Consider the following 18,748-nt stretch of genomic DNA (forward strand, 5'->3'; position numbering starts at 1 on the left):
CCACCGCCCGCCCGGAGGAACCCGATGGACACCACCACGACCGCCTCCACCACGACCCCGTTCGCCCGCCCCGAGGGCGCCGCCGACGAGGCGGCCGCCCGTGTCTGGGAGGAGCTCGTCACCTCGGCGCTGCTGGGGACGGACCGCCGCCCGCCCGCCGGGCTCGCGGGTACGGCGGCGGGGAGCATGCCGGGCGCCCTGCTCGACGAGGCCGTGCTGCACACCGTACGGCGCAGGGCGGGGCTGCGGCCCGGGGCGGCCGTGGCCCCGCCGGAGCCCGCGCCGCGCGATCCGCGCGGGACGCTGCCGGCGGCCGCGCGGGTGCGACTCGAACAGCTCCTCGCGGGCCGGGCCGCGCCCTCGCCGTCCGGGCGGCGCGGTGCGGCCCCGGACCTCGCCGAACTGCTCCCCCAGTGGCTGGCCCTGGCGAACGAGCTGGGCTACCAGGCGCCGCCCGGCACGCTGCCCGCGCTGCTCGACGCGGCACGGGCCCGTACCGACCTGCGGCCCCAGGCGCTGCGGCTCGCCGGGCCGCGCGGCCTGTGGCTTGCCCGGCTCAACCCCGAATGGCGGTTCGCCCTGCGGGGCACGGGCGCGGCCGGCCGGCTGCCGTCGGCGGAGGACCCGGAAGCCGTCCGCGCGCTGTGGGACGAGGGCCTGTTCGCCGAGCGGGTCGCGCTGCTCGCCGCCGTACGGACCCGGGACCCGGCGGCGGGGCTCGCCCTGCTCGCGTCGACCTGGCCGGCCGAGCGGGCGGAGGACCGGCTGATGTTCCTGGACTCGCTGCGGACCGGACTCTCGGACGCGGACGAGGAGTTCCTGGAGGCGGCGCTCGCCGACCGCAGCCGCAACGTCCGGGCCACCGCCGCCGAACTGCTCTCCGCGCTGCCCGCATCCGCGCTCGCGGGCCGGATGGCCGCCCGGGCCGCCACCTGCGTCGGCCTCGACCGGACGGCCGACGCGCCCACGATCGTGGTCGAGGCCCCCCACGAGTGCGACGCCGCCATGCAGCGCGACGGCCTGGTGGCGGCGCCGCCGGCCGGACGCGGCGAGCGTTCCTGGTGGCTGGGCCAGCTCGTCGAGGCCGCGCCGCTGTCCTGCTGGCCGGCCAGGTTCGGGGGCCGTGCCCCCGAGGAGATCGTGGCCCTGCCGGTCGCCGACGACTGGCAGACCGAACTGCACGCGGCCTGGTGCCGGGCGGCCGTGCGGCAGCGGGACGCGGCCTGGTCGCGTGCCCTGCTCGGCTCCCCGGCGACCCCGCCCGCTACCGGCCCGGGCACCTCGTCACTGGCCGAGCGCGGCCGTCTCCTGTCGATGCTGCCCGCGGAGGAACGGGCCCGCTGGGTCGCCTCCTTCGTCGCCGCGCACGGCCTGTCGGAGGCGTTCCAGCTGCTCGGCGTCTGCGCCGTGCCCTGGGCGGAACCGCTCGGCGCGGCGGTGATCGACGCCCTCGACATCGCCCGGGACGCGGGCAGTTACCCCTGGAGCTTCAGCGGCGTGATGGGTCTGGCGGAACGTTGCCTCGACCCGGCGGCCGCCCGGCACCTCGAGTCCCTCACCGCCCTGCCCGACGAAACCGCCCTGCCCGACGCACCCGAGGACATCTCCCCCGGCGCGGGCGGCTACTGGTCCGAGGCCTTCCAACGCCTCGTCTCCACCCTCCGCCTGCGCGCCACGATGCGCGCCGAACTCACCGCCGAGCCCCCGCGGGCAACAGCACCGGACGCGCCCTGAAGCAGGCCGGGACGTACACCGCCCGCTGCAACCAGGGCGTACACCACCCGCTGCAACCGGGACGTACATCACCCGCTGCAAGCCGAAGGGCCCTCCCGTGCGGAAGGGCCCTTCGGTGCCGAGGTGGTCGCGGTGAGGCGACTACGCGGCCACGCGCACGTTCGCGTTCACCCAGTCGACGATGGATGACGTCGTGGCGCCCGGCGTGAAGATCTCCGCCACGCCCTTCTCCTTCAGCGGAGGGATGTCGGCGTCGGGGATGATGCCGCCGCCGAAGACCTTGATGTCCAGCGCGTCACGGTCCTTGAGGAGTTCCAGGACCTTCACGAAGAGCGTGTTGTGCGCGCCCGAGAGGATCGACAGGCCGATCGCGTCGGCGTCCTCCTGGATCGCGGTGTCGACGATCTGCTCGGGCGTCTGGTGCAGCCCGGTGTAGATGACCTCCATACCGGCGTCGCGGAGCGCCCGCGCGATCACCTTCGCGCCACGATCGTGGCCGTCGAGGCCCGGCTTGGCCACCACCACGCGGATCGGACCGGCTCCACCCATCACTGCCTCCACATGCGACCCCCGCGCTTCATTGCCGGGGAGGTGAACGAACGTTATCTCCAGCATCCCGCACCGGGCTGTTTCGCGGTGCCCGGGGAGGGGGAAATCACACGTGGGACATGTTCGCTCTGCGTCGTACCCCGCTTTCGGGCCCTCCTCCTGGGCCCACCAGCCGCAAGCGGGGCACGGTCGCACAGGGAGCCGCGACGAGGTTCGCCGCATTTCCGTGCCGCCGTCCGTACGGCGCGGGGATGCGGCGTACCGGCGTACGGATCGGCCCCGCGCGCCGTTCGGGAGGCCGGCCATGGAGCTCGCCAAGGTCACCACCCTGATGAAGGCCACCGCCCTGGAGCTCGCCGTCCTCACCGGCCACCTCGTCCTCTACCCCTCGGGGATCGCGGCCGAGCGGCTCGCCCCCGCCGCTCCTCCCGCCGACACGCTCCCGGGCCGGCGCCCGGTCGTCCTCCTGCACGGCTTCGTCGACAACCGTTCCGTCTTCGTCCTGCTGCGCCGCGCCCTGGCCCGGCACGGCCGCGACTGCGTCGAATCGCTCAACTACTCGCCGCTCACCTGCGACCTGCGGGCCGCCGCCGAGGAGCTCGGCCGCCGGGTCGAGGAGGTCGCGGCGCGCACGGGACAGGCGGAGGTCGACCTCGTCGGGCACAGCCTGGGCGGGCTCGTCGCCCGCTATTACGTACAGCGGCTCGGCGGCGACGAACGGGTCCGCACCCTTGTCATGCTCGGCACCCCGCACTCCGGCACCACCGTGGCCCCGCTCGCCGACGCCCATCCACTGGTCCGGCAGATGCGCCCGGGTTCGGAGGTGCTACGGGAGCTGGCGGCTCCCGCGCCCGGCTGCCGTACCCGGTTCGTGAGCTTCTGGAGCGACCTCGACCAGGTGATGGTGCCGGTGGAGACCGCCCGCCTCGACCACCCCGACCTCCTCGTGCACAACGTCCGGGTCAGCGGGATCGGCCATCTCGCGCTGCCCGTCCACCCGACGGTGGCGGCGGGAATCCTGGAGGCCCTCGACGCGGACGGGCCGTGGGCCCGGGGCGTACGGGAGGACGAGCCGGGCGCGGGCTCGGTGGCCTGACCTCACGCCACCGCCCCGCGGAACGACACCGTTCTTCGAACGTTCGTCGAACACAAGGCCAAAGCTCTCTCCCCGTGCTGGCGAAACACGGCCGATTGCCCGTTTCCTGCGGGCATAAACCCCTCGGAAGATTGTCCGCCGCGCGTACCGCCGGGTACAGTCGCGCCACTGCTTACCCCCGGGACACCCCTCGTCGGGCCCGCCCCGGACTGGTCCTGCTGCCGAGGCGAGAGAGACGTTGGTGAACGACCAGCACCCCCACGCCGGGTACGCCGGAGACGGCGCCCACTCCACCGGCAGCTTCTCCACCGACCCGCTCTACGGCGGCTACGCCGGCGGCCAGGCGGACCACAGCGGCCAGTGGGACCTCGGCCAGTACGGCGGTGCCACCGGCTCGTACGACACCACCGGCCAGTACGACCTGACGGGTCAGTACGACACGACCGGTCAGTACGACACCACCGGGCAGTACGACACGACCGGGCAGTACGCCGTCGGCGCGCAGTACGACACCGGCCAGTACGACACGACGGGCCAGTACGACACGACCGGCTCCTACGACACCACCGGCCAGTGGGACACCACGGGTCAGTGGACCGCCGCCGCCTCGTACGACGCCACGGGCTCGTACGACACCACCGGTGCCTACGGCACGACGGCCACGACGGCCGCGTACGACGCCACCGGCCAGTGGGACGCCTCCGCCTGGACCGAGGCCCAGCAGACCGGCCAGTACGAGACCGTCCACGCCGGCGCCTACGCCGCCCAGGGCGCGTACGGCTACGAGTCCTACGACGCCACCGGCCAGTGGGCCGCCCCCGCCTTCGTGACGGACAACGGCACCGGCACCTACGACGCGACCGCGTGGAACCACGCCGCCCCGGAAGCCGAGCCGCACGTCCCCCAGCAGTACAGCCCGGTGGACACCCCGCACGCCGAGCACGCCGTCGAGCGCACCTCGGAGTTCGCGTTCGAGTACCTCCCCGAGACGGAGACGGACGGCGCGACCGAGGAGCCGCAGGACTTCCACGGCACGGAGCACGCCGAGGACCCCGGGCACGCCGAGGACTCCGAGTACGCCGGGCACGCCGAACACTCCGAGCGCTTCCCGGACGTCGACGACGAGCCCGCCGCCGAGCTCCGTACGGAATCCCCGCTCGCCGCCCGCCCCGTGCGCCGTACCTCCGGCGGAAACCGCGGCCGTCGGCGTACCCCCGCCAAACGGTCCGCCCTGCTGACCGTCGCGGTCCCCTCCGCCTGCGTGATGGGTGTCGCCGGCATCGCCGCGGCCTCCGTCGGCGGGCTGACCGGAGGCGTGGACGGCGGGCAGAAGGACAACACCGCGCTCGCCGCGGCCGACCCGGCCTCCGTGAAGCAGGTCGCCGCCAACAGCGCGCTCGACACGCAGCTCGCCGCGCTCAGCGAGGACGCCCGCGACTTCGGCGACCGCGCGAGCCGCACCCAGGAGCGCATCGACCTCCGGCTCCGCCAGGAGGCCGAGAAGAAGAAGCGCGAGGAGGAGGCGGCCCGCAAGGAGGCGCTGCGCCCCAAGTTCTCGCTGCCGGTGAAGCTGCACCGGCTCAGCGCGCGCTTCGGCCAGTCCGGCGTCAACTGGATGTCCGTGCACACGGGAATCGACTTCCCCGTGATGACCGGCACGCCCGTGATGGCCGCCACCGACGGCACCGTCCGCACCCAGCTGAACTACGCCTACGGCAACATGGTCATCGTGACCGCCCCTGACGGCACCGAGACCTGGTACTGCCACCTGAGCAGCGCCAAGATCCGCTCCGGTCCCGTGAAGGCCGGCGACGTCATCGCGTACTCCGGCGACTCCGGCAACTCCACCGGCCCGCACCTCCACTTCGAGGTCCGGCCGAACGGCACCGCCGCGGTCGACCCGCTGGCCTGGCTGCGCAGCCACGGTCTCGACCCGACGAGCTGACACCACCTTCCCCGTACGCGAGAGGGCCCCGGCGACAAGATCCGCCGGGGCCCTCTCCCGTTGACGCGTTTTACGCGTTTACACGGGGGCTACAGCTTCTCGACCGGTGCGTAGCGCAGCAGCAGCCGCTTCGGCTTCTCGTCGCCGAAGTCGATCGTCGCCTGGGCGTCGGCGCCCGCGCCGGTCACCGTCATGACCGTGCCGAGGCCGAACTGGTCGTGGGTCACCCGGTCGCCGACCTGGAGCGAGATCACCGGCTTCTCCCCGGCGCGCCGGGTGGCGAACCCGGAAGGGCCCGAGCGGGAACGGGAGGAGGAGAGCGAGGAGGTGATCCCCGAGGTGGGCCCGGCGGGCTTCACCATCGGGCCGGTCCGCTTCCACTCCAGGTACGCGGGCGGGATCTCCTCCAGGAAGCGCGAGGCCGGGTTGTACGAGGGCTGGCCCCAGGCGCTGCGCATCGACGAGCGGGTGAGGTAGAGCCGCTCACGCGCGCGCGTGATGCCCACGTACGCGAGGCGGCGCTCCTCCTCCAGCTCCTTCGTCTGGCCGAGGGCGCGCATGTGCGGGAAGACGCCGTCCTCCATGCCGGTGAGGAACACCACCGGGAATTCGAGGCCCTTGGCGGTGTGCAGCGTCATCAGGGTGATGACGCCACGGCCTTCCTCGTCCTCGTCCGGGATCTGGTCCGAGTCGGCGACCAGGGCGACCTTCTCCAGGAACTCGGCGAGGGTCGCGGGCTCCTCGCCGCGCTCCTGCTCGAACTCGAGGGCGACGGCGGCGAGTTCCTGGAGGTTCTCGATCCGGGTCTCGTCCTGCGGGTCGGTCGAGGCCTGGAGTTCGGCCAGGTAGCCGGTCCGCTCCAGGACGGCTTCCAGGACCACGGCGGGCCCGGCGCCGGACTCGACGACGGTCCGCAGCTCGTCCATCAGCGCGTTGAACCGCTTGACGGCGTTCGCCGAGCGCGCGGCCATGCCGTACGCCTCGTCGACCCGCTTGAGGGCCTGCGGGAAGGTGATCTTCTCGCGCAGCGAGAGGGCGTCGATCATCGCCTCGGCGCGCTCGCCGATGCCCCGCTTGGGGACGTTGAGGATGCGGCGCAGCGGGACGTTGTCCTCGGGGTTGGCGAGGACGCGGAGGTACGCGAGGACGTCCCGGACTTCCTTGCGCTCGTAGAAGCGCACGCCGCCGACGACCTTGTAGGGCAGTCCGACGCGGATGAAGATCTCTTCGAAGACGCGGGACTGGGCGTTGGTCCGGTAGAAGACGGCGACGTCTCCGGCCTTGGCGTCGCCCGCGTCGGTGAGGCGGTCGATCTCGTCGGCGACGAACTGGGCCTCGTCGTGCTCGGTGTCCGCGACGTAGCCGGTGATCTGCGCGCCGGCGCCCGCGTTCGTCCAGAGGTTCTTGGGACGGCGGGACTCGTTGCGCTCGATGACGGCGTTGGCGGCGGAGAGGATCGTCTGGGTGGAGCGGTAGTTCTGCTCCAGGAGGATCGTCGTCGCGTCCGGGTAGTCCTCCTCGAACTGGAGGATGTTGCGGATGGTGGCGCCGCGGAAGGCGTAGATCGACTGGTCGGCGTCGCCGACGACGCACAGCTCGGCGGGGCCGAGGTCGTCGTAGCCGGTGCCGACGAGCTCCCGTACGAGGGTGTACTGGGCGTGGTTGGTGTCCTGGTACTCGTCGACGAGGACGTGGCGGAAGCGGCGGCGGTAGTGCTCGGCGACGTCGGGGAACGCCTGGAGCAGGTGGACCGTCGTCATGATGATGTCGTCGAAGTCCAGGGCGTTGGCCTCGCGCAGCCGCGCCTGGTACATCCGGTAGGCCTCGGCGAGCGTCTTCTCGAAGCCGTCGACGGCCTGGTCGGCGAAGGACTCCTCGTCGATCAGTTCGTTCTTGAGGTTCGAGATCTTGGCGCTGAAGGACTTCGGCGGGAACTTCTTCGGGTCGAGGTCCAGGTCGCGGCAGACGAGGGCCATCAGCCGCTTCGAGTCTGCGGCGTCGTAGATCGAGAAGGAGGAGGTGAAGCCGAGCCTCTTCGACTCGCGGCGCAGGATGCGGACGCACGCGCTGTGGAAGGTCATGACCCACATGGCGTTGGCGCGCGGGCCGACGAGCTGCTCGACGCGCTCCTTCATCTCGCCGGCGGCCTTGTTGGTGAAGGTGATCGCCAGTATCTGGCCGGGGTGGACGTGCCGCGTGCCGAGGAGGTGGGCGATGCGGTGGGTGAGCACCCTGGTCTTGCCGGAGCCGGCGCCGGCGACGATGAGCAGCGGGGTGTCGGTGTGGACGACGGCGGCGCGCTGCTGCTCGTTCAGCCCCTCCAGGAGCGCGGCGGGGTCCACGACGGGGCGCGGGGCGCCGTCGCGGTAGTGCGCGTCCCGGGGCGGGGGCGCGTCGAAGTGCTCCCCGAAGAGGTCGTGCGGGACCTCCTCCGCGGCCGGGGAGCCGTGCTCGTCCTCGGGGTGGGGCGGGGGCTCCTCCGAGGAGTGGTTCTGGAGGCCTGCCAGGAAGCTGTCGTCAAAGAGGCTGCTCATCGCCTCACGAGTCTAGGACGCCCCACGGACATCCGGGCCCGCCTTCGGAACGGAGGCTGTGGAAGGGCTCACACCCAGAGGGTCGCGATGAAGATGTTCGCCATGGTCAGGCCGCCGACGGCGGCGAAGAGGCCCTTGTCGACCCGCTCCTCGTCCCGCTTGACGTAGACGAGTCCGAGGATCACGACGAGGATCGCGAGCTTGATGCCGACCTTGAGGTTGTTCACGGTCTGGTCGTCGGCCTGGTTGAGGCCGACGAGCGCGACGCCGGTGATCAGCATGGTCAGCGCGCCGTGCAGCATCGCGGGGCTGAAGCGGGCCGTACCGGCGCCCATCGCCTTCATCTGGGTGAGGAACCCGCCGAGCAGCGAGGCGATGCCGATGATGTGCAGGGCGACGAAGACATTGATGAGTACGTCCATGGGGCGGAGCCTAACCGGGGCCCTAGCACCGCTCTCCGGCTGGGTCCACTCGCTTCGGCGCTTCGGTCGGCAGGCCACCGGAATGCCCCAGGTCGCCCACCGCGGGCGGTCGGTACCGGTCCCTGTTCCGTCATCTGGCGCCAATAGCGATCAACTCGCCGCCGGGGCGTGACCCCAGGTTTAGCGTCCTCCACCAGGTGACCGGCTCCCCAACGCCGCCGGCGATCCGGCGGCCGTCGGTCACCCCCGCCGAGAAAACCCGGCGGCGGCCGTCTCCCCTGTGGCGGCCGCCGTCGGCCCGGCGGGCACCGCCCCCCTCAGGGAGAGGATGTGACCCGCCCTCGTGGCAGCGCACCGGAAGTCCAAACAGTCCCCCCTCGGCGGTCAGGCGGTCCGCACCGCCGCCACGCTCGCCCTCGCCTCCGCGGCGACGGCGACGCTCTTCGAGGGGTCCGGGCACGCGGACCCCCGGCCCACCACGGCCCAGGTCAAGGCGAAGGTCGACCGGCTGTACGAGGAGGCCGAGGTCGCGACCGAGCGGTACAACGGGGCGAAGGAGAAGGCCGACGAGGCCCGTGCCGCGTTCGACAGGCTGCGGGACGAGGCGGCCCGCAGGACCCAGCGGCTCAACACCGCCCGCGACGGGCTCGGGGCCATGGCCGCCGCCCAGTACCGCTCCGGAGGGCTCGACCCGGCGGTCCAGCTGGCCCTCACCTCCGACCCCGACGAGTACCTGGAGCGGGCCGCGCTCGCCGAGAAGGCGGGCGACCGGCAGGCGGTCGCCATCGGCGCCGTACGGCGAGAACTCGCCGCGCTCCGGCAGCTGCGCGGCGAGTCCGCCGGGCGCCTCACCGCCCTGCGCGCGCACGAGGAGGAGCTGCGCCGGCAGAAGGCGTCCGTGGTCGCCAAGCTCGCGGAGGCCAGGTCCCTCCTCGCCCGCCTCACCGCCGAGGAACGCGCACGGTACGAGGCCGCCACCGCCGGCCGCGACGGCTCCACCACGGGAACCGGCACCGCCCCCGGCTCCTCCCCCGCGCGGGCCGACCGCTCGTCGGGCGGCGAGCGCGGCCCGGTGACCGCCCCGAACTCGCGGGCCGCCGAGGCCATCTCCTTCGCCCGCGCCCAGCTCGGCAAGCCTTACGTGTGGGGGGCGACGGGCCCCTCCGCCTACGACTGCTCCGGCCTCACCCAGGCCTCCTGGCGCGCGGCCGGCGTCTCCCTCCCCCGCACCACGTACACCCAGATCAACGCCGGCCGACGCGTCTCCCGCTCCGAGCTCGCCCCCGGCGACCTGGTCTTCTTCTACTCCGGCATCAGCCACGTCGGCCTCTACATCGGCGGCGGCCAGATGATCCACGCCCCCCGTCCCGGCGCGCCCATCCGCATCGCCCCCATCGACGAGATGCCCTTCGCCGGAGCCACCCGAGTGAGCTGACGAACAACCCACCCACCGAGGACGCCCGGACGGGACGGCCTGGCGCGGGCGGCCTGGCACGGCCGGCCTGGCGCGGGCGGGCCGGGGTCAGACCAGGCGGCGGGCGGTGGCCCAGCGGGTCAGCTCGTGCCGGTTGGAGAGCTGGAGCTTGCGCAGGACCGCCGAGACGTGCGACTCGACCGTCTTCACCGAGATGTAGAGCTGCTTGGCGATCTCCTTGTACGCGTATCCCCGGGCGATCAGTCTGAGCACCTCCCGCTCCCGCTGGGTGAGCCGGTCCATGTCCTCGTCCACCGGCGGCGCGTCCGTCGAGGCGAAGGCGTCCAGGACGAACCCGGCGAGCCGCGGCGAGAAGACGGCGTCGCCCTCCTGGACTCGGAAGATCGAGTCGACCAGGTCCGTGCCGGTGATCGTCTTGGTGACATAGCCGCGCGCCCCGCCCCGGATCACCCCGATCACGTCCTCGGCGGCGTCCGAGACGGACAGGGCGAGGAAGCGGACCGGGTCCTCCGGCGCGCTCATCAGACTCGCGCACCGCCGCAGCACCTCGACGCCGCCGCCGCCGGGAAGGTGCACGTCGAGGAGGACGACCTCGGGGCGGGTCGTGGTGATGACGGTGACCGCCTGGTCGACGTCGGCGGCCTCGCCGACCACCTCGACCCCGGTGATGTCGGTCCGGCCGATCTCGGCCTGCACGCCGGTGCGGAACATCCGGTGGTCGTCGACGAGGACCACCCGCACCCGCCGCTCCGCGCCCGCCGCCCCCGCTTCGGTCCCGGTCGCTGCTCCGGTCTCGTCGCTCATTCGTCCGCCGCCCTCTCCATCTCGAGCTCCACTTCGGTGCCCCCGCCCTGCGGTGACCGCAACCGGGCCGAACCGCCGTAGCGCTGCATCCGGCCGATGATCGATTCTCGTACGCCCATCCGGTCCTCGGGTACGGAATCCAGGTCGAAGCCCGGCCCCCGGTCCCGTACCGAGACGAAGACCGTGCGGCCCTCCACCTCGGCGTAGACCTGCACGGCCCCGCCCTCGCCACCGTACTTGGCGGCGTTGACCATCGCCTCGCGCGCGGCCTGCATCTGCGCGGACAGTCCCTCGTCGAGCGGGCAGTCGCCGACCACGACGACCTCGAGCGGCACCCCGTGCTTGTCCTCGACCTCGGCGGCGGCCCTCTTCACCGCCTCCGCGACGGTCTCGGGCTCCTCGTCCTTGCCGGTGCCCTCGGGCTTGTAGAGCCAGTTCCGCAGTTCCCGCTCCTGGGCGCGGGCAAGCCTGCGGACCTCGCCGGCGTCATCGGCGTTGCGCTGGATCAGGGTGAGGGTGTGCAGCACGGAGTCGTGGACGTGGGCCGCGACCTCGGCCCGCTCCTGGGCGCGGATGCGCATGGTGCGCTCCTCCGTGAGGTCCTGGGACATCCGGACGAGCCAGGGGCCGGCGAGCAGCGCTATCCCGGTGAGGACGGCGACCGCCGCGGTGAGCGCCGTGCCCAGCTGGGCGACGGAGCCGCGGACCACCACGAACACCGCGAGGCCCGTGCCGACCAGGGCGACTCCGACGAGCCCGCGGACGAGCTGGAAGGCGCGGCGGCGGCGCCCGGCGTCGGTCCAGCTGGCCCGGCGGGCGTTGTCCGCCTGGCGCCAGACCATGGCGACGCCACCGCAGACCAGGATCCCCGGCCAGATGTACCGTCCGGACTCGTTGTCGACGCTGATGTTCCCGATGAGGACCGCGCCGCCGATCGCGAGCGCTATCAGGGCGAGGACCTGCCCCCGGTCGGGCTTGCGCAGTCTGCGCCGCCCGTCGGGGGTGGTCTCGAAGAGGGGGCGCGGGAGGGTCCTGCCTCCGACGCCCAGCGGGACGACGATCCAGAAGGCTGCGTAGATCAATAGACCGAGTCCGTCCATGAAGCAGAGGACGAGGAAGACGGTCCGCACCCAGACGACCGGCAGGCCGAGATGCCCTGCGAGTCCCCGCGCGACACCGCCGAGCCACCGCCCGTCGGCGCTTCGGTAGAGCCTGCGCACGGGCGGTTCGTCGGTGTCGGTGACACGAGCGGTTGCGGACATGCACCGATCGTCACACGTTCGGCCCGCCCGGGACATCAGGGTCGGCCCTGAGATCGTCCCTGGTACCGCCTCGGGGACGAGGGGGTCCCGAATATCAGGGTCGGGCCAGGGTCGGTCCCGGTGCCGCTGGGCGTCACGGGCGGTCACCATGGACGCATGACGAGTTCGACGCCTTCGCAGCACGAGGCCCCGCCGCCGGCGGAGGCCGTTCCCGCCCCGCCCCTGCAGCGCTCGCGCGGCAGCAAGGTCATGGGCGGAGTCTGCGGCGGCCTCGGCCGGTACTTCGACCTCGACCCGGTGATCTTCCGGGTGGTGGTCGGCGTGCTCGCGGTGCCGGGCGGCATCGGGCTGATCTTCTACGGCTTCGCCTGGCTGCTGATCCCGCTCGCGGGCGAGGAGGAGAACGAGGGGCGCAGGCTGCTGACGGGCCGGGTCTCCGGCGCTTCGCTGGCCGCCGTCCTGATGGCCCTGGTGGGCTGCGGGATCTTCCTGTCGATGCTGCACAGCGGGACGATGCTGGGCTCCGCCCTGCTGGTCGGGTTCGTGGTGTCCGCGGCCGCCGTCTGGTCGCGGCGCCGGCAGGCGAGTGTGGTGGTGCCCGAGGGCAGCCGGCTGGAGTCGGCGGCCGCCGCCCTGGTGGGTGCGGACGCTCCTCCCGAGACCAAGGCCCCGCCGATGGTCGAGTTCCCCTCCTGGTGGAAGGACCCGATTGTGAAGGACGGCTCGACGGGCAAGGTGGCCGTGGGCTATCTGTGGGGGCCGCACGGCGTCCTGGACGCCGACGGCAAGGTGGACGGCGAGGTGCCGAAGCCCGGCAGACAGTGGGGGCCCCCTCCGGCGGCCCCGGGGCGCCCGCAGCCCTCCGTCCGGCGCAGCCCGCGCTCCATCGCCGGCCTCGTCCAGCTGTTCGCCTCGATCGCGGCCGTCATCGGCACCGCCGTGACCTGGGAAGACCATCCGCTGGGCACCAGCCTGCAGGTCGGCCTCGCGGCGGCCCTCGCGGTGTACGGCCTGGGCCTTGTCGTCAGCAGCTTCCTCGGCCGCACCGGCTTCGGCACGATCTTCCTCATGGTGCTCACGGCGGGGCTTCTCGCCCTCGCCACGGCGCTGCCCAAGGAGATCACCACGGACTGGATGCGGGCGACGTGGAAGCCGGCGTCCGTCACCGCCGTGCAGCCCCACTACGAGGTGGGCACCGGGGTCGGCACGCTCGATCTGTCCGCGCTTCCGGTCCCGGCCGGCTCGACGGTCTCGACGACGGCCGAGGTGGGCGCCGGGCAGCTGAAGGTGATCGTCCCGAAGAACGCGGTCGTGAAGGTGCGTGCCCAGGTGGGCCTCGGCGATCTCCGGCTGCCGGGCGAGCTGGCCAACGACATCGACATCTCGCCGGACCGTGACGTGACCCGCACGATCCAGCCGCCGGCCGGGACCACCCCGGCGGGCACCCTGGACCTCTCGCTCGAGGTCGGCATCGGACAGGTGGAGGTCACCCGTGCTGCTTCATGAGTTCCGTCCCGGCCGGCTGCTCGCCGGCCTCACCGCCCTCGCCCTTGCCGCGGTCTACGCGGGCGACGCCGCCGGCGCCTGGACGGCACCGTGGTACGCGGTGATCCCCCTCCTCTGCGGCGGCCTGGGCACGGCCGGCCTGGTGACCTGGGTCGCCTATCGAATACGGCGCCGTTCGGCCAAAAGCCGGTCCACCGAAAGCACCGACGCGCCGGCGAGCAGCAGCGGGAGCCAGGCCATCAGATAGGCGAGGTCGTTGCCGAGGTAGTACGGGTTCACCTGCCAGCTCACGGTCAGCCAGAGGCTCAGCGAGATCAGCGCGCCGCCGAGCGCCGCCAGGCGGGCGTAGAGACCGAGGAGCGTCCCGATCCCGACGGCGATCTCTCCGAAGGCGATGGCGTAGCCGAAGCCGGCGGGGTTCTTGAGTGCGAGGTCGACGAGGGCGGGGATCGCGGACGAGTCGCGGACCCCGCGCATCATCTCGCCGATGGAGCCGCTGCCGGTGTCGGCGAAGAAGCCGGAGTCGGTGAGCTTGTCGAGCCCCGCGTAGACGAACGTCACCCCGAGGAAGATCCGCAAAGGAAGGAGTGCGTAGCGGGAGGCCACCGCCTTCCCCTTCTCGGCCGCCACCCTCCACCGGGCCGTCCGCCCGGCTCCGGAGACGGCATCCGGCCCGCCCGTGGCGCCCTGCCCGCTCGTGGCGCGTCCGTCCGTGCCGCCCGGCTCGTTCGTTCGGTCCCGGTCCGCTGGTCCCGTCATCGTCGGTCACCTCTCCACGCCCCGTACGACTGTTCGCGGATCGATTCTCCTCGCACGCGGGGCCGGGGACACGGGAAGGGGGCCGGACGGTCAGTCGACGACGTCGATCGTGACCCGGTTGGTCTCCACGCCGGCGGCCGTCACGACGGAGACCTCGACCAGGCCCGGTTCCACGTCGGCCGGGAGGGGGACGGTCAGGGCGGCGTCGGTGGGGTTGGCGAAGCCGCCGGGGACGGGCACCAGCGGCACATGGGCGTGGACGGCGCCGATGCGGACGACGAGCCGGGTGAGCGGGTCGGGGGCGGCGGCGCCGGGCGGGACGAAGCCGCAGCCGCGGATCTCGATGTCGTCGCCGATCCGGATGGGGGCGTCGAGGTCGCCGGCCTCCCGGGACCGGACGACGGAGTGGATCGTGGGGCGGACGCCCTCGGTGCACTTCGCGGCGAGGTGCCAGGCCGCCGAGACGGCGAGGAGCAGGACGAGGGACCAGGGCACCTCGGGCAGCCGGGCGGGGTCGCGGGCGAGGCCTACGGCGGCGAGGGCCGGGACGGCGACGGAGACGAGGAGGTACTGGACGTCGGCGAGGCTGGCGCGGCCGCTGTCGTCGCAGAGCAGGTCGGCGGCGCGCGGACGGTCGGCGCGCACCTTCTGGAGGCGACGGGAGGCGATGCCCCGGGAGACGACGAGACGGGCGGTGACGGTGACGGCCGAGACCAGGGCCAGGCCGGTGAGGAGGCCCGCGCCGCGGGCAAGACCGAAGGCGGTCGCGTCGGAGGAACGGAACGCGAGGAAGAGGAGGGTGTAACCGAGGAGGAGCAGCCAGGCGGCGGCGACGGCGCGGGTGGTGGAGAGCCGGTTGTCCTCGCCGATCAGAGGGGCGAGGAGACCGCCGCGGGCCCGGTGGGCGTGGGCGGCGGCGCTGAGCAGGACGGCGAGGACCAGGGCGGTGCAGAGGCCGGCCGTGCGGGCGCCGGTCCAGCCGGCCTCGATCGCGGTGAGGGCCTGGCCGAGGAGGAGGGCGAGGACGGAGCCCCAGACGGCGCCGAGGCCGCCGCGCCGGACCCGGTCGAGCCAGGCGAGCCCGGCCTCCCGGCCGCGGACGGCGACGGCGCGGGCGGACTGGGCGAGCTCGTCGGAGACCCACTGGCGGGCGGCGACCGGCGAGTGGGCGACGGCCGCGGGGACGCCGTGCCCGGCGGCGAGTTCGTCGCGCCGGGCGAGGAACGCGGCGACCGCGCGCCGGTGGCCGGTCTGTCCGCAGTGGGCGCAGCCGGCGCAGGCCGTCGCGTGCTCGCCGTACTGTCTCGCCTCTTGAACCGCCACGGTGCTCACTTCCCGAGCTCACTTCATGACACGTACCGGTGCGTCCCGAAGGGCCAACCAACCGTTGATTCCACGGAATTGTGCCGCACCGGCGGCTCTCGCACCTGCCGCGTGCGCCCCGCCGGAGAGTGATTGCCGCGTCGTCCCATTGACGTACAGAAGGGTGAAGCGATGGTGTTACGACAGGAGTTCGGGCTCCGCTCGGCTGATCCTGCGCCAGAGGGGCTGGTAGTTGATCCAGGCGACGAGGTCGCTGCCGAGCTGTTCGCGGGTGGCGACCGCGTCGCGGTGGTCGATGAGGACGGGCTTGCCGGCGGCGCGGGCGGCCAGTTGGATCCGCGCGCAGCGTTCCATGGCGATGAACCACCAGGCGGCGGCGTCGACGGAGCCGCCGACGGTGACCAGCCCGTGGTTGCGGAGCACGATCGCCTTGAAGGTGCCGAGGGCGACGGCGATCCGGCGGCCTTCCTCGGCGTCGACGGTGACGCCCGTGTAGGCGTCGTAGAGGGCGTGGTCCTGGTAGAAGGCGCAGGCCTCCTGGGTGATCGGGTCGAGGAGTTCGCCGAGCGCGGCGAGCGTGCGGCCGTGCGGGGAGTGGGTGTGGACGACGGCGACGGCGTCGGGCCTGGCACGGTGTACCTCGGCGTGGACGGTGAAGGCGGCCTGGTTCACGTGCTGGCTTCCGCTGACGACCTGCCCGTCGCCGTTGACCAGGATGAGGTCGCTCGCGGTGAGTTCGTCGAACGGCATCCCGAAGGGGTTCACCCAGAAGCAGTCGGCGAACTCGGGGTCGCGGGCGGTGATGTGGCCCGAGACGCCTTCCTCGTACCCGAGCCGTCCGAAGAGGCGGAGGGCGCCCGCGAGCCGCTGCTTGCGGTGGGTGCGTTCCTCCTCGGCCGTCGCGTGGACGGGCGGCATGGCGAAGTGGAGCCGTTCGACGGGTACGGGGTCCGGTATCACGCTCATGCGCCGGAAGGTAACGCCCGCCAGGGCAAGTCACCAGAGTCCGGACGTGAACACGACGAAGCCGCCGCCCCGGAGGACCGGGACGACGGCTTCGGACACCTCAGGGAGCGATTACTCCCACTCGATGGTGCCCGGGGGCTTGCTGGTGACGTCGAGGACGACCCGGTTGACGTCGGCGACCTCGTTGGTGATGCGGGTCGAGATCTTGGCCAGCACCTCGTAGGGCAGGCGCGACCAGTCGGCCGTCATGGCGTCCTCGGAGGAGACGGGGCGCAGCACGATCGGGTGACCGTAGGTGCGGCCGTCGCCCTGGACGCCGACGGAGCGGACGTCGGCGAGGAGGACGACCGGGCACTGCCAGATCTCGCGGTCCAGACCGGCCGCGGTGAGCTCCTCGCGGGCGATGGCGTCGGCCTCGCGCAGCAGGTCCAGGCGCTCCTTGGTGACCTCGCCGACGATGCGGATGCCGAGGCCGGGGCCGGGGAACGGCTGGCGCTGGACGATCTCGTCCGGCAGGCCGAGCTCCTGGCCGACCATGCGGACCTCGTCCTTGAACAGCTGGCGCAGCGGCTCGACGAGCTGGAACTCGATGTCGTCGGGGAGGCCGCCCACGTTGTGGTGCGACTTGATGTTGGCGGTGCCGGTGCCGCCGCCGGACTCGACGATGTCCGGGTACAGGGTGCCCTGGACGAGGAACGCGACCTCGGGGCCCTCCTCCTGGAGGATCTCCAGCTGCGCCTGCTCGAAGACGCGGATGAACTCGCGGCCGATGATCTTCCGCTTGGTCTCCGGGTCGGAGACGCCGGCGAGCGCGTTCAGGAAGCGCTCCTGCGCGTCGACGACGACCAGGTTGGCGCCGGTGGCGGCCACGAAGTCCTTCTCGACCTGCTCGGTCTCGCCCTTGCGCATCAGGCCGTGGTCGACGTAGACGCAGGTGAGCTGCGAGCCGATGGCCTTCTGCACGAGCGCGGCGGCCACGGCGGAGTCGACGCCGCCGGAGAGGCCGCAGATGGCGCGCTTGTCGCCGACCTGGGCGCGGATGGCCGCGACCTGCTCCTCGATGACGTTGCCGGTGGTCCAGCTGGGCTGGATGCCGGCGCCGCGGTAGAGGAAGTGCTCCAGGATCTGCTGGCCGTGCGTGGAGTGCAGCACCTCGGGGTGGTACTGGACGCCGTACAGCTTCTTCTCGTCGTTCTCGAAGGCGGCGACCGGCACGACGTCCGTGGACGCGGTGACGGAGAAGCCCTCGGGGGCGGCGGAGCAGGCGTCGCCGTGCGACATCCACACCGACTGCTCGACGGGGGTGCCCTCGAAGAGGGTGGAGCCGGCCTTGGAGACGTGCAGCGGGGTGCGGCCGTACTCGCGGGCGCCGGTGTTGTCGACGGTGCCACCGAGGGTCGTCGCCATCAGCTGGAAGCCGTAGCACATGCCGAAGACGGGGACGCCCGCCTCGAAGATCGCGCGGTCGAGGCGCGGGGCGCCCTCCGCGTACACGGAGGACGGGCCGCCGGAGAGGATGATCGCCTTCGGGTTCTTGGCCAGCATCTCGGCCACCGGCATGGTGGACGGGACGATCTCGCTGTAGACCCGGGCCTCGCGGACGCGACGGGCGATGAGCTGGGCGTACTGGGCGCCGAAGTCGACAACGAGGACTACGTCCGGGTTGGAGACGTCGGGCGCGGCAGCGGTGGGCGCTGATGACACTACGGCGGCCTTCCGGCGGTAGGAAAGGGTCCCTCGAAAGGGGGGCTATTTGTCGATTCTACCGGCGCGCCACCCGCTCTTTTCGTCTCACCATCCGAACCCGGGTTGGCCCGGTCCCGTCGGCGGGGTCCATACTGTCGCCATGCGCAAGCTCACGACCTTCGTCTTTACCTATGGCAACCGGCCCACCGGCTGCCATGGTCGTGCTGCTTGAGCAACTGACAAGCGACTTCCCAGGCGCCCCGGGCCGACAAGGCCCGGGGCGTTCTGCTTGTTCCGGGCGGTGTCGCTCCAGGGCGTCCCACACCACGAGGAGCCCGACATGACCGCGATGACCCAGACCGAGAAGACCGGCGCCCGGACCGACGAGGCGGCGACGCTGATCGGTGACGCGCGGGAGCGCATCGACGCGCTCGACGACCGGATCATCGGTCTCATCCAGGAACGGATGGCCGTCTCGGCCGTCATCCAGGAGGCCCGCATCTCCTCCGGCGGCCGCCGGGTGAACCTCGCCCGTGAGATGGAGGTCCTCGCCCACTACAGGGACGCGGTGGGCAAGCCGGGTACGGCGCTCGCGATGACGCTCCTTGAGCTGTGCCGCGGCCGCGTCTGAGGCCGCGCATCACACAGGAACGCCCGAGAGCGCCCCGGAAGGACCTCGTCACCGACCGCACCCGCGTTCGGGCCCGGTCTCACCCGTACGGCGCGT

General features: G+C 72.6%; 15 protein-coding genes. 6 read left to right on the forward strand and 9 right to left on the reverse strand.

All coding sequences use genetic code 11. The annotated features are described in order from the left end of the window. Window positions 1–24: 24 nt before the first annotated feature. Window positions 25–1,734, forward strand: coding sequence for a DUF5691 domain-containing protein (locus ACZ7G1_RS27705; RefSeq protein ID WP_470879870.1), 1,710 nt, complete (start codon window positions 25–27; stop codon window positions 1,732–1,734). A gap of 141 nt (window positions 1,735–1,875) precedes the next feature. Here the strand turns inward: ACZ7G1_RS27705 and ACZ7G1_RS27710 are convergent, their stop codons facing one another. Further along, a complete protein-coding gene (locus ACZ7G1_RS27710; protein ID WP_470879868.1) occupies window positions 1,876–2,283 on the reverse strand; it encodes a cobalamin B12-binding domain-containing protein in 408 nt (135 codons plus the stop codon). Between the two features lie 304 nt (window positions 2,284–2,587). Between ACZ7G1_RS27710 and ACZ7G1_RS27715 the strand changes: the two genes are divergently transcribed. Further along, the gene (locus tag ACZ7G1_RS27715) at window positions 2,588–3,379 is read left to right on the forward strand and encodes an esterase/lipase family protein (protein WP_470879867.1); all 792 of its coding nucleotides are present in this window, start codon (window positions 2,588–2,590) and stop codon (window positions 3,377–3,379) included. Between the two features lie 238 nt (window positions 3,380–3,617). Beyond that, a complete protein-coding gene (locus ACZ7G1_RS27720) occupies window positions 3,618–5,324 on the forward strand; it encodes a M23 family metallopeptidase (protein ID WP_470879865.1) in 1,707 nt (568 codons plus the stop codon). Between the two features lie 89 nt (window positions 5,325–5,413). Here ACZ7G1_RS27720 and pcrA read toward each other — a convergent pair whose 3' ends face one another. Both pcrA and ACZ7G1_RS27730 read right to left on the reverse strand, forming a co-directional pair. Beyond that, window positions 5,414–7,858: a DNA helicase PcrA gene (gene pcrA / locus ACZ7G1_RS27725; protein WP_470879863.1), complete on the reverse strand. Its 2,445-nt coding sequence runs from the start codon at window positions 7,856–7,858 to the stop codon at window positions 5,414–5,416. A gap of 68 nt (window positions 7,859–7,926) precedes the next feature. Further along, window positions 7,927–8,280 carry a hypothetical protein gene (locus tag ACZ7G1_RS27730; protein ID WP_470879861.1) on the reverse strand — a complete coding sequence of 118 codons (354 nt, stop codon included), beginning with the start codon at window positions 8,278–8,280 and terminating at the stop codon, window positions 7,927–7,929. 343 nt (window positions 8,281–8,623) lie between these two features. Between ACZ7G1_RS27730 and ACZ7G1_RS27735 the strand changes: the two genes are divergently transcribed. Then, window positions 8,624–9,715: a C40 family peptidase gene (locus ACZ7G1_RS27735; protein ID WP_470879859.1), complete on the forward strand. Its 1,092-nt coding sequence runs from the start codon at window positions 8,624–8,626 to the stop codon at window positions 9,713–9,715. An 87-nt stretch (window positions 9,716–9,802) separates the two neighbouring features. Here the strand turns inward: ACZ7G1_RS27735 and ACZ7G1_RS27740 are convergent, their stop codons facing one another. Both ACZ7G1_RS27740 and ACZ7G1_RS27745 read right to left on the reverse strand, forming a co-directional pair. Next, window positions 9,803–10,519 (reverse strand): LuxR C-terminal-related transcriptional regulator, encoded by a 717-nt coding sequence (locus ACZ7G1_RS27740; protein ID WP_470879857.1) that lies wholly within the window; start codon window positions 10,517–10,519, stop codon window positions 9,803–9,805. Further along, the gene (locus ACZ7G1_RS27745) at window positions 10,516–11,781 is read right to left on the reverse strand and encodes an ATP-binding protein (RefSeq protein WP_470879855.1); all 1,266 of its coding nucleotides are present in this window, start codon (window positions 11,779–11,781) and stop codon (window positions 10,516–10,518) included. Before ACZ7G1_RS27745 ends, ACZ7G1_RS27740 begins: the two co-directional genes overlap by 4 nt. A 156-nt stretch (window positions 11,782–11,937) precedes the next feature. On the opposite strand from ACZ7G1_RS27745, the gene ACZ7G1_RS27750 reads away from it, so the two are divergent. Further along, a complete protein-coding gene (locus ACZ7G1_RS27750; protein ID WP_470879853.1) occupies window positions 11,938–13,287 on the forward strand; it encodes a PspC domain-containing protein in 1,350 nt (449 codons plus the stop codon). Between the two features lie 156 nt (window positions 13,288–13,443). Here the strand turns inward: ACZ7G1_RS27750 and ACZ7G1_RS27755 are convergent, their stop codons facing one another. The 4 genes from ACZ7G1_RS27755 to guaA form a co-directional block, all read right to left on the reverse strand. Continuing rightward, window positions 13,444–14,046 carry a DoxX family protein gene (locus tag ACZ7G1_RS27755; RefSeq protein WP_470879851.1) on the reverse strand — a complete coding sequence of 201 codons (603 nt, stop codon included), beginning with the start codon at window positions 14,044–14,046 and terminating at the stop codon, window positions 13,444–13,446. Between the two features lie 90 nt (window positions 14,047–14,136). Next, window positions 14,137–15,369, reverse strand: a complete 1,233-nt coding sequence (locus ACZ7G1_RS27760; RefSeq protein ID WP_470879849.1) for a hypothetical protein — start codon at window positions 15,367–15,369, stop codon at window positions 14,137–14,139. Window positions 15,370–15,546: 177 nt separating this feature from the next. Continuing rightward, the gene (locus ACZ7G1_RS27765) at window positions 15,547–16,335 is read right to left on the reverse strand and encodes a class II aldolase/adducin family protein (RefSeq protein WP_470879847.1); all 789 of its coding nucleotides are present in this window, start codon (window positions 16,333–16,335) and stop codon (window positions 15,547–15,549) included. Between the two features lie 111 nt (window positions 16,336–16,446). Continuing rightward, window positions 16,447–18,039 carry a glutamine-hydrolyzing GMP synthase gene (guaA, locus tag ACZ7G1_RS27770; RefSeq protein ID WP_470879845.1) on the reverse strand — a complete coding sequence of 531 codons (1,593 nt, stop codon included), beginning with the start codon at window positions 18,037–18,039 and terminating at the stop codon, window positions 16,447–16,449. Between the two features lie 322 nt (window positions 18,040–18,361). Between guaA and ACZ7G1_RS27775 the strand changes: the two genes are divergently transcribed. Beyond that, the gene (locus ACZ7G1_RS27775) at window positions 18,362–18,652 is read left to right on the forward strand and encodes a chorismate mutase (RefSeq protein ID WP_470879843.1); all 291 of its coding nucleotides are present in this window, start codon (window positions 18,362–18,364) and stop codon (window positions 18,650–18,652) included. Window positions 18,653–18,748: the final 96 nt, after the last annotated feature.

This window comes from Streptomyces sp. NPDC037273, from assembly GCF_055603625.1.

Excerpts from the sequence above, each read along its gene's own strand:
- ACZ7G1_RS27765 (WP_470879847.1), bottom strand. The coding sequence starts at position 16,335 with ATGAGCGTGATACCGGACCCCGTACCCGTCGAACGGCTCCACTTCGCC.
- pcrA (WP_470879863.1), bottom strand. The coding sequence starts at position 7,858 with ATGAGCAGCCTCTTTGACGACAGCTTCCTGGCAGGCCTCCAGAACCAC.
- ACZ7G1_RS27715 (WP_470879867.1), top strand. The coding sequence starts at position 2,588 with ATGGAGCTCGCCAAGGTCACCACCCTGATGAAGGCCACCGCCCTGGAG.
- ACZ7G1_RS27750 (WP_470879853.1), top strand. The coding sequence starts at position 11,938 with ATGACGAGTTCGACGCCTTCGCAGCACGAGGCCCCGCCGCCGGCGGAG.
- ACZ7G1_RS27730 (WP_470879861.1), bottom strand. The coding sequence starts at position 8,280 with ATGGACGTACTCATCAATGTCTTCGTCGCCCTGCACATCATCGGCATC.
- ACZ7G1_RS27710 (WP_470879868.1), bottom strand. The coding sequence starts at position 2,283 with ATGGGTGGAGCCGGTCCGATCCGCGTGGTGGTGGCCAAGCCGGGCCTC.
- ACZ7G1_RS27705 (WP_470879870.1), top strand. The coding sequence starts at position 25 with ATGGACACCACCACGACCGCCTCCACCACGACCCCGTTCGCCCGCCCC.
- ACZ7G1_RS27745 (WP_470879855.1), bottom strand. The coding sequence starts at position 11,781 with ATGTCCGCAACCGCTCGTGTCACCGACACCGACGAACCGCCCGTGCGC.
- ACZ7G1_RS27755 (WP_470879851.1), bottom strand. The coding sequence starts at position 14,046 with ATGACGGGACCAGCGGACCGGGACCGAACGAACGAGCCGGGCGGCACG.
- ACZ7G1_RS27775 (WP_470879843.1), top strand. The coding sequence starts at position 18,362 with ATGACCGCGATGACCCAGACCGAGAAGACCGGCGCCCGGACCGACGAG.
- ACZ7G1_RS27740 (WP_470879857.1), bottom strand. The coding sequence starts at position 10,519 with ATGAGCGACGAGACCGGAGCAGCGACCGGGACCGAAGCGGGGGCGGCG.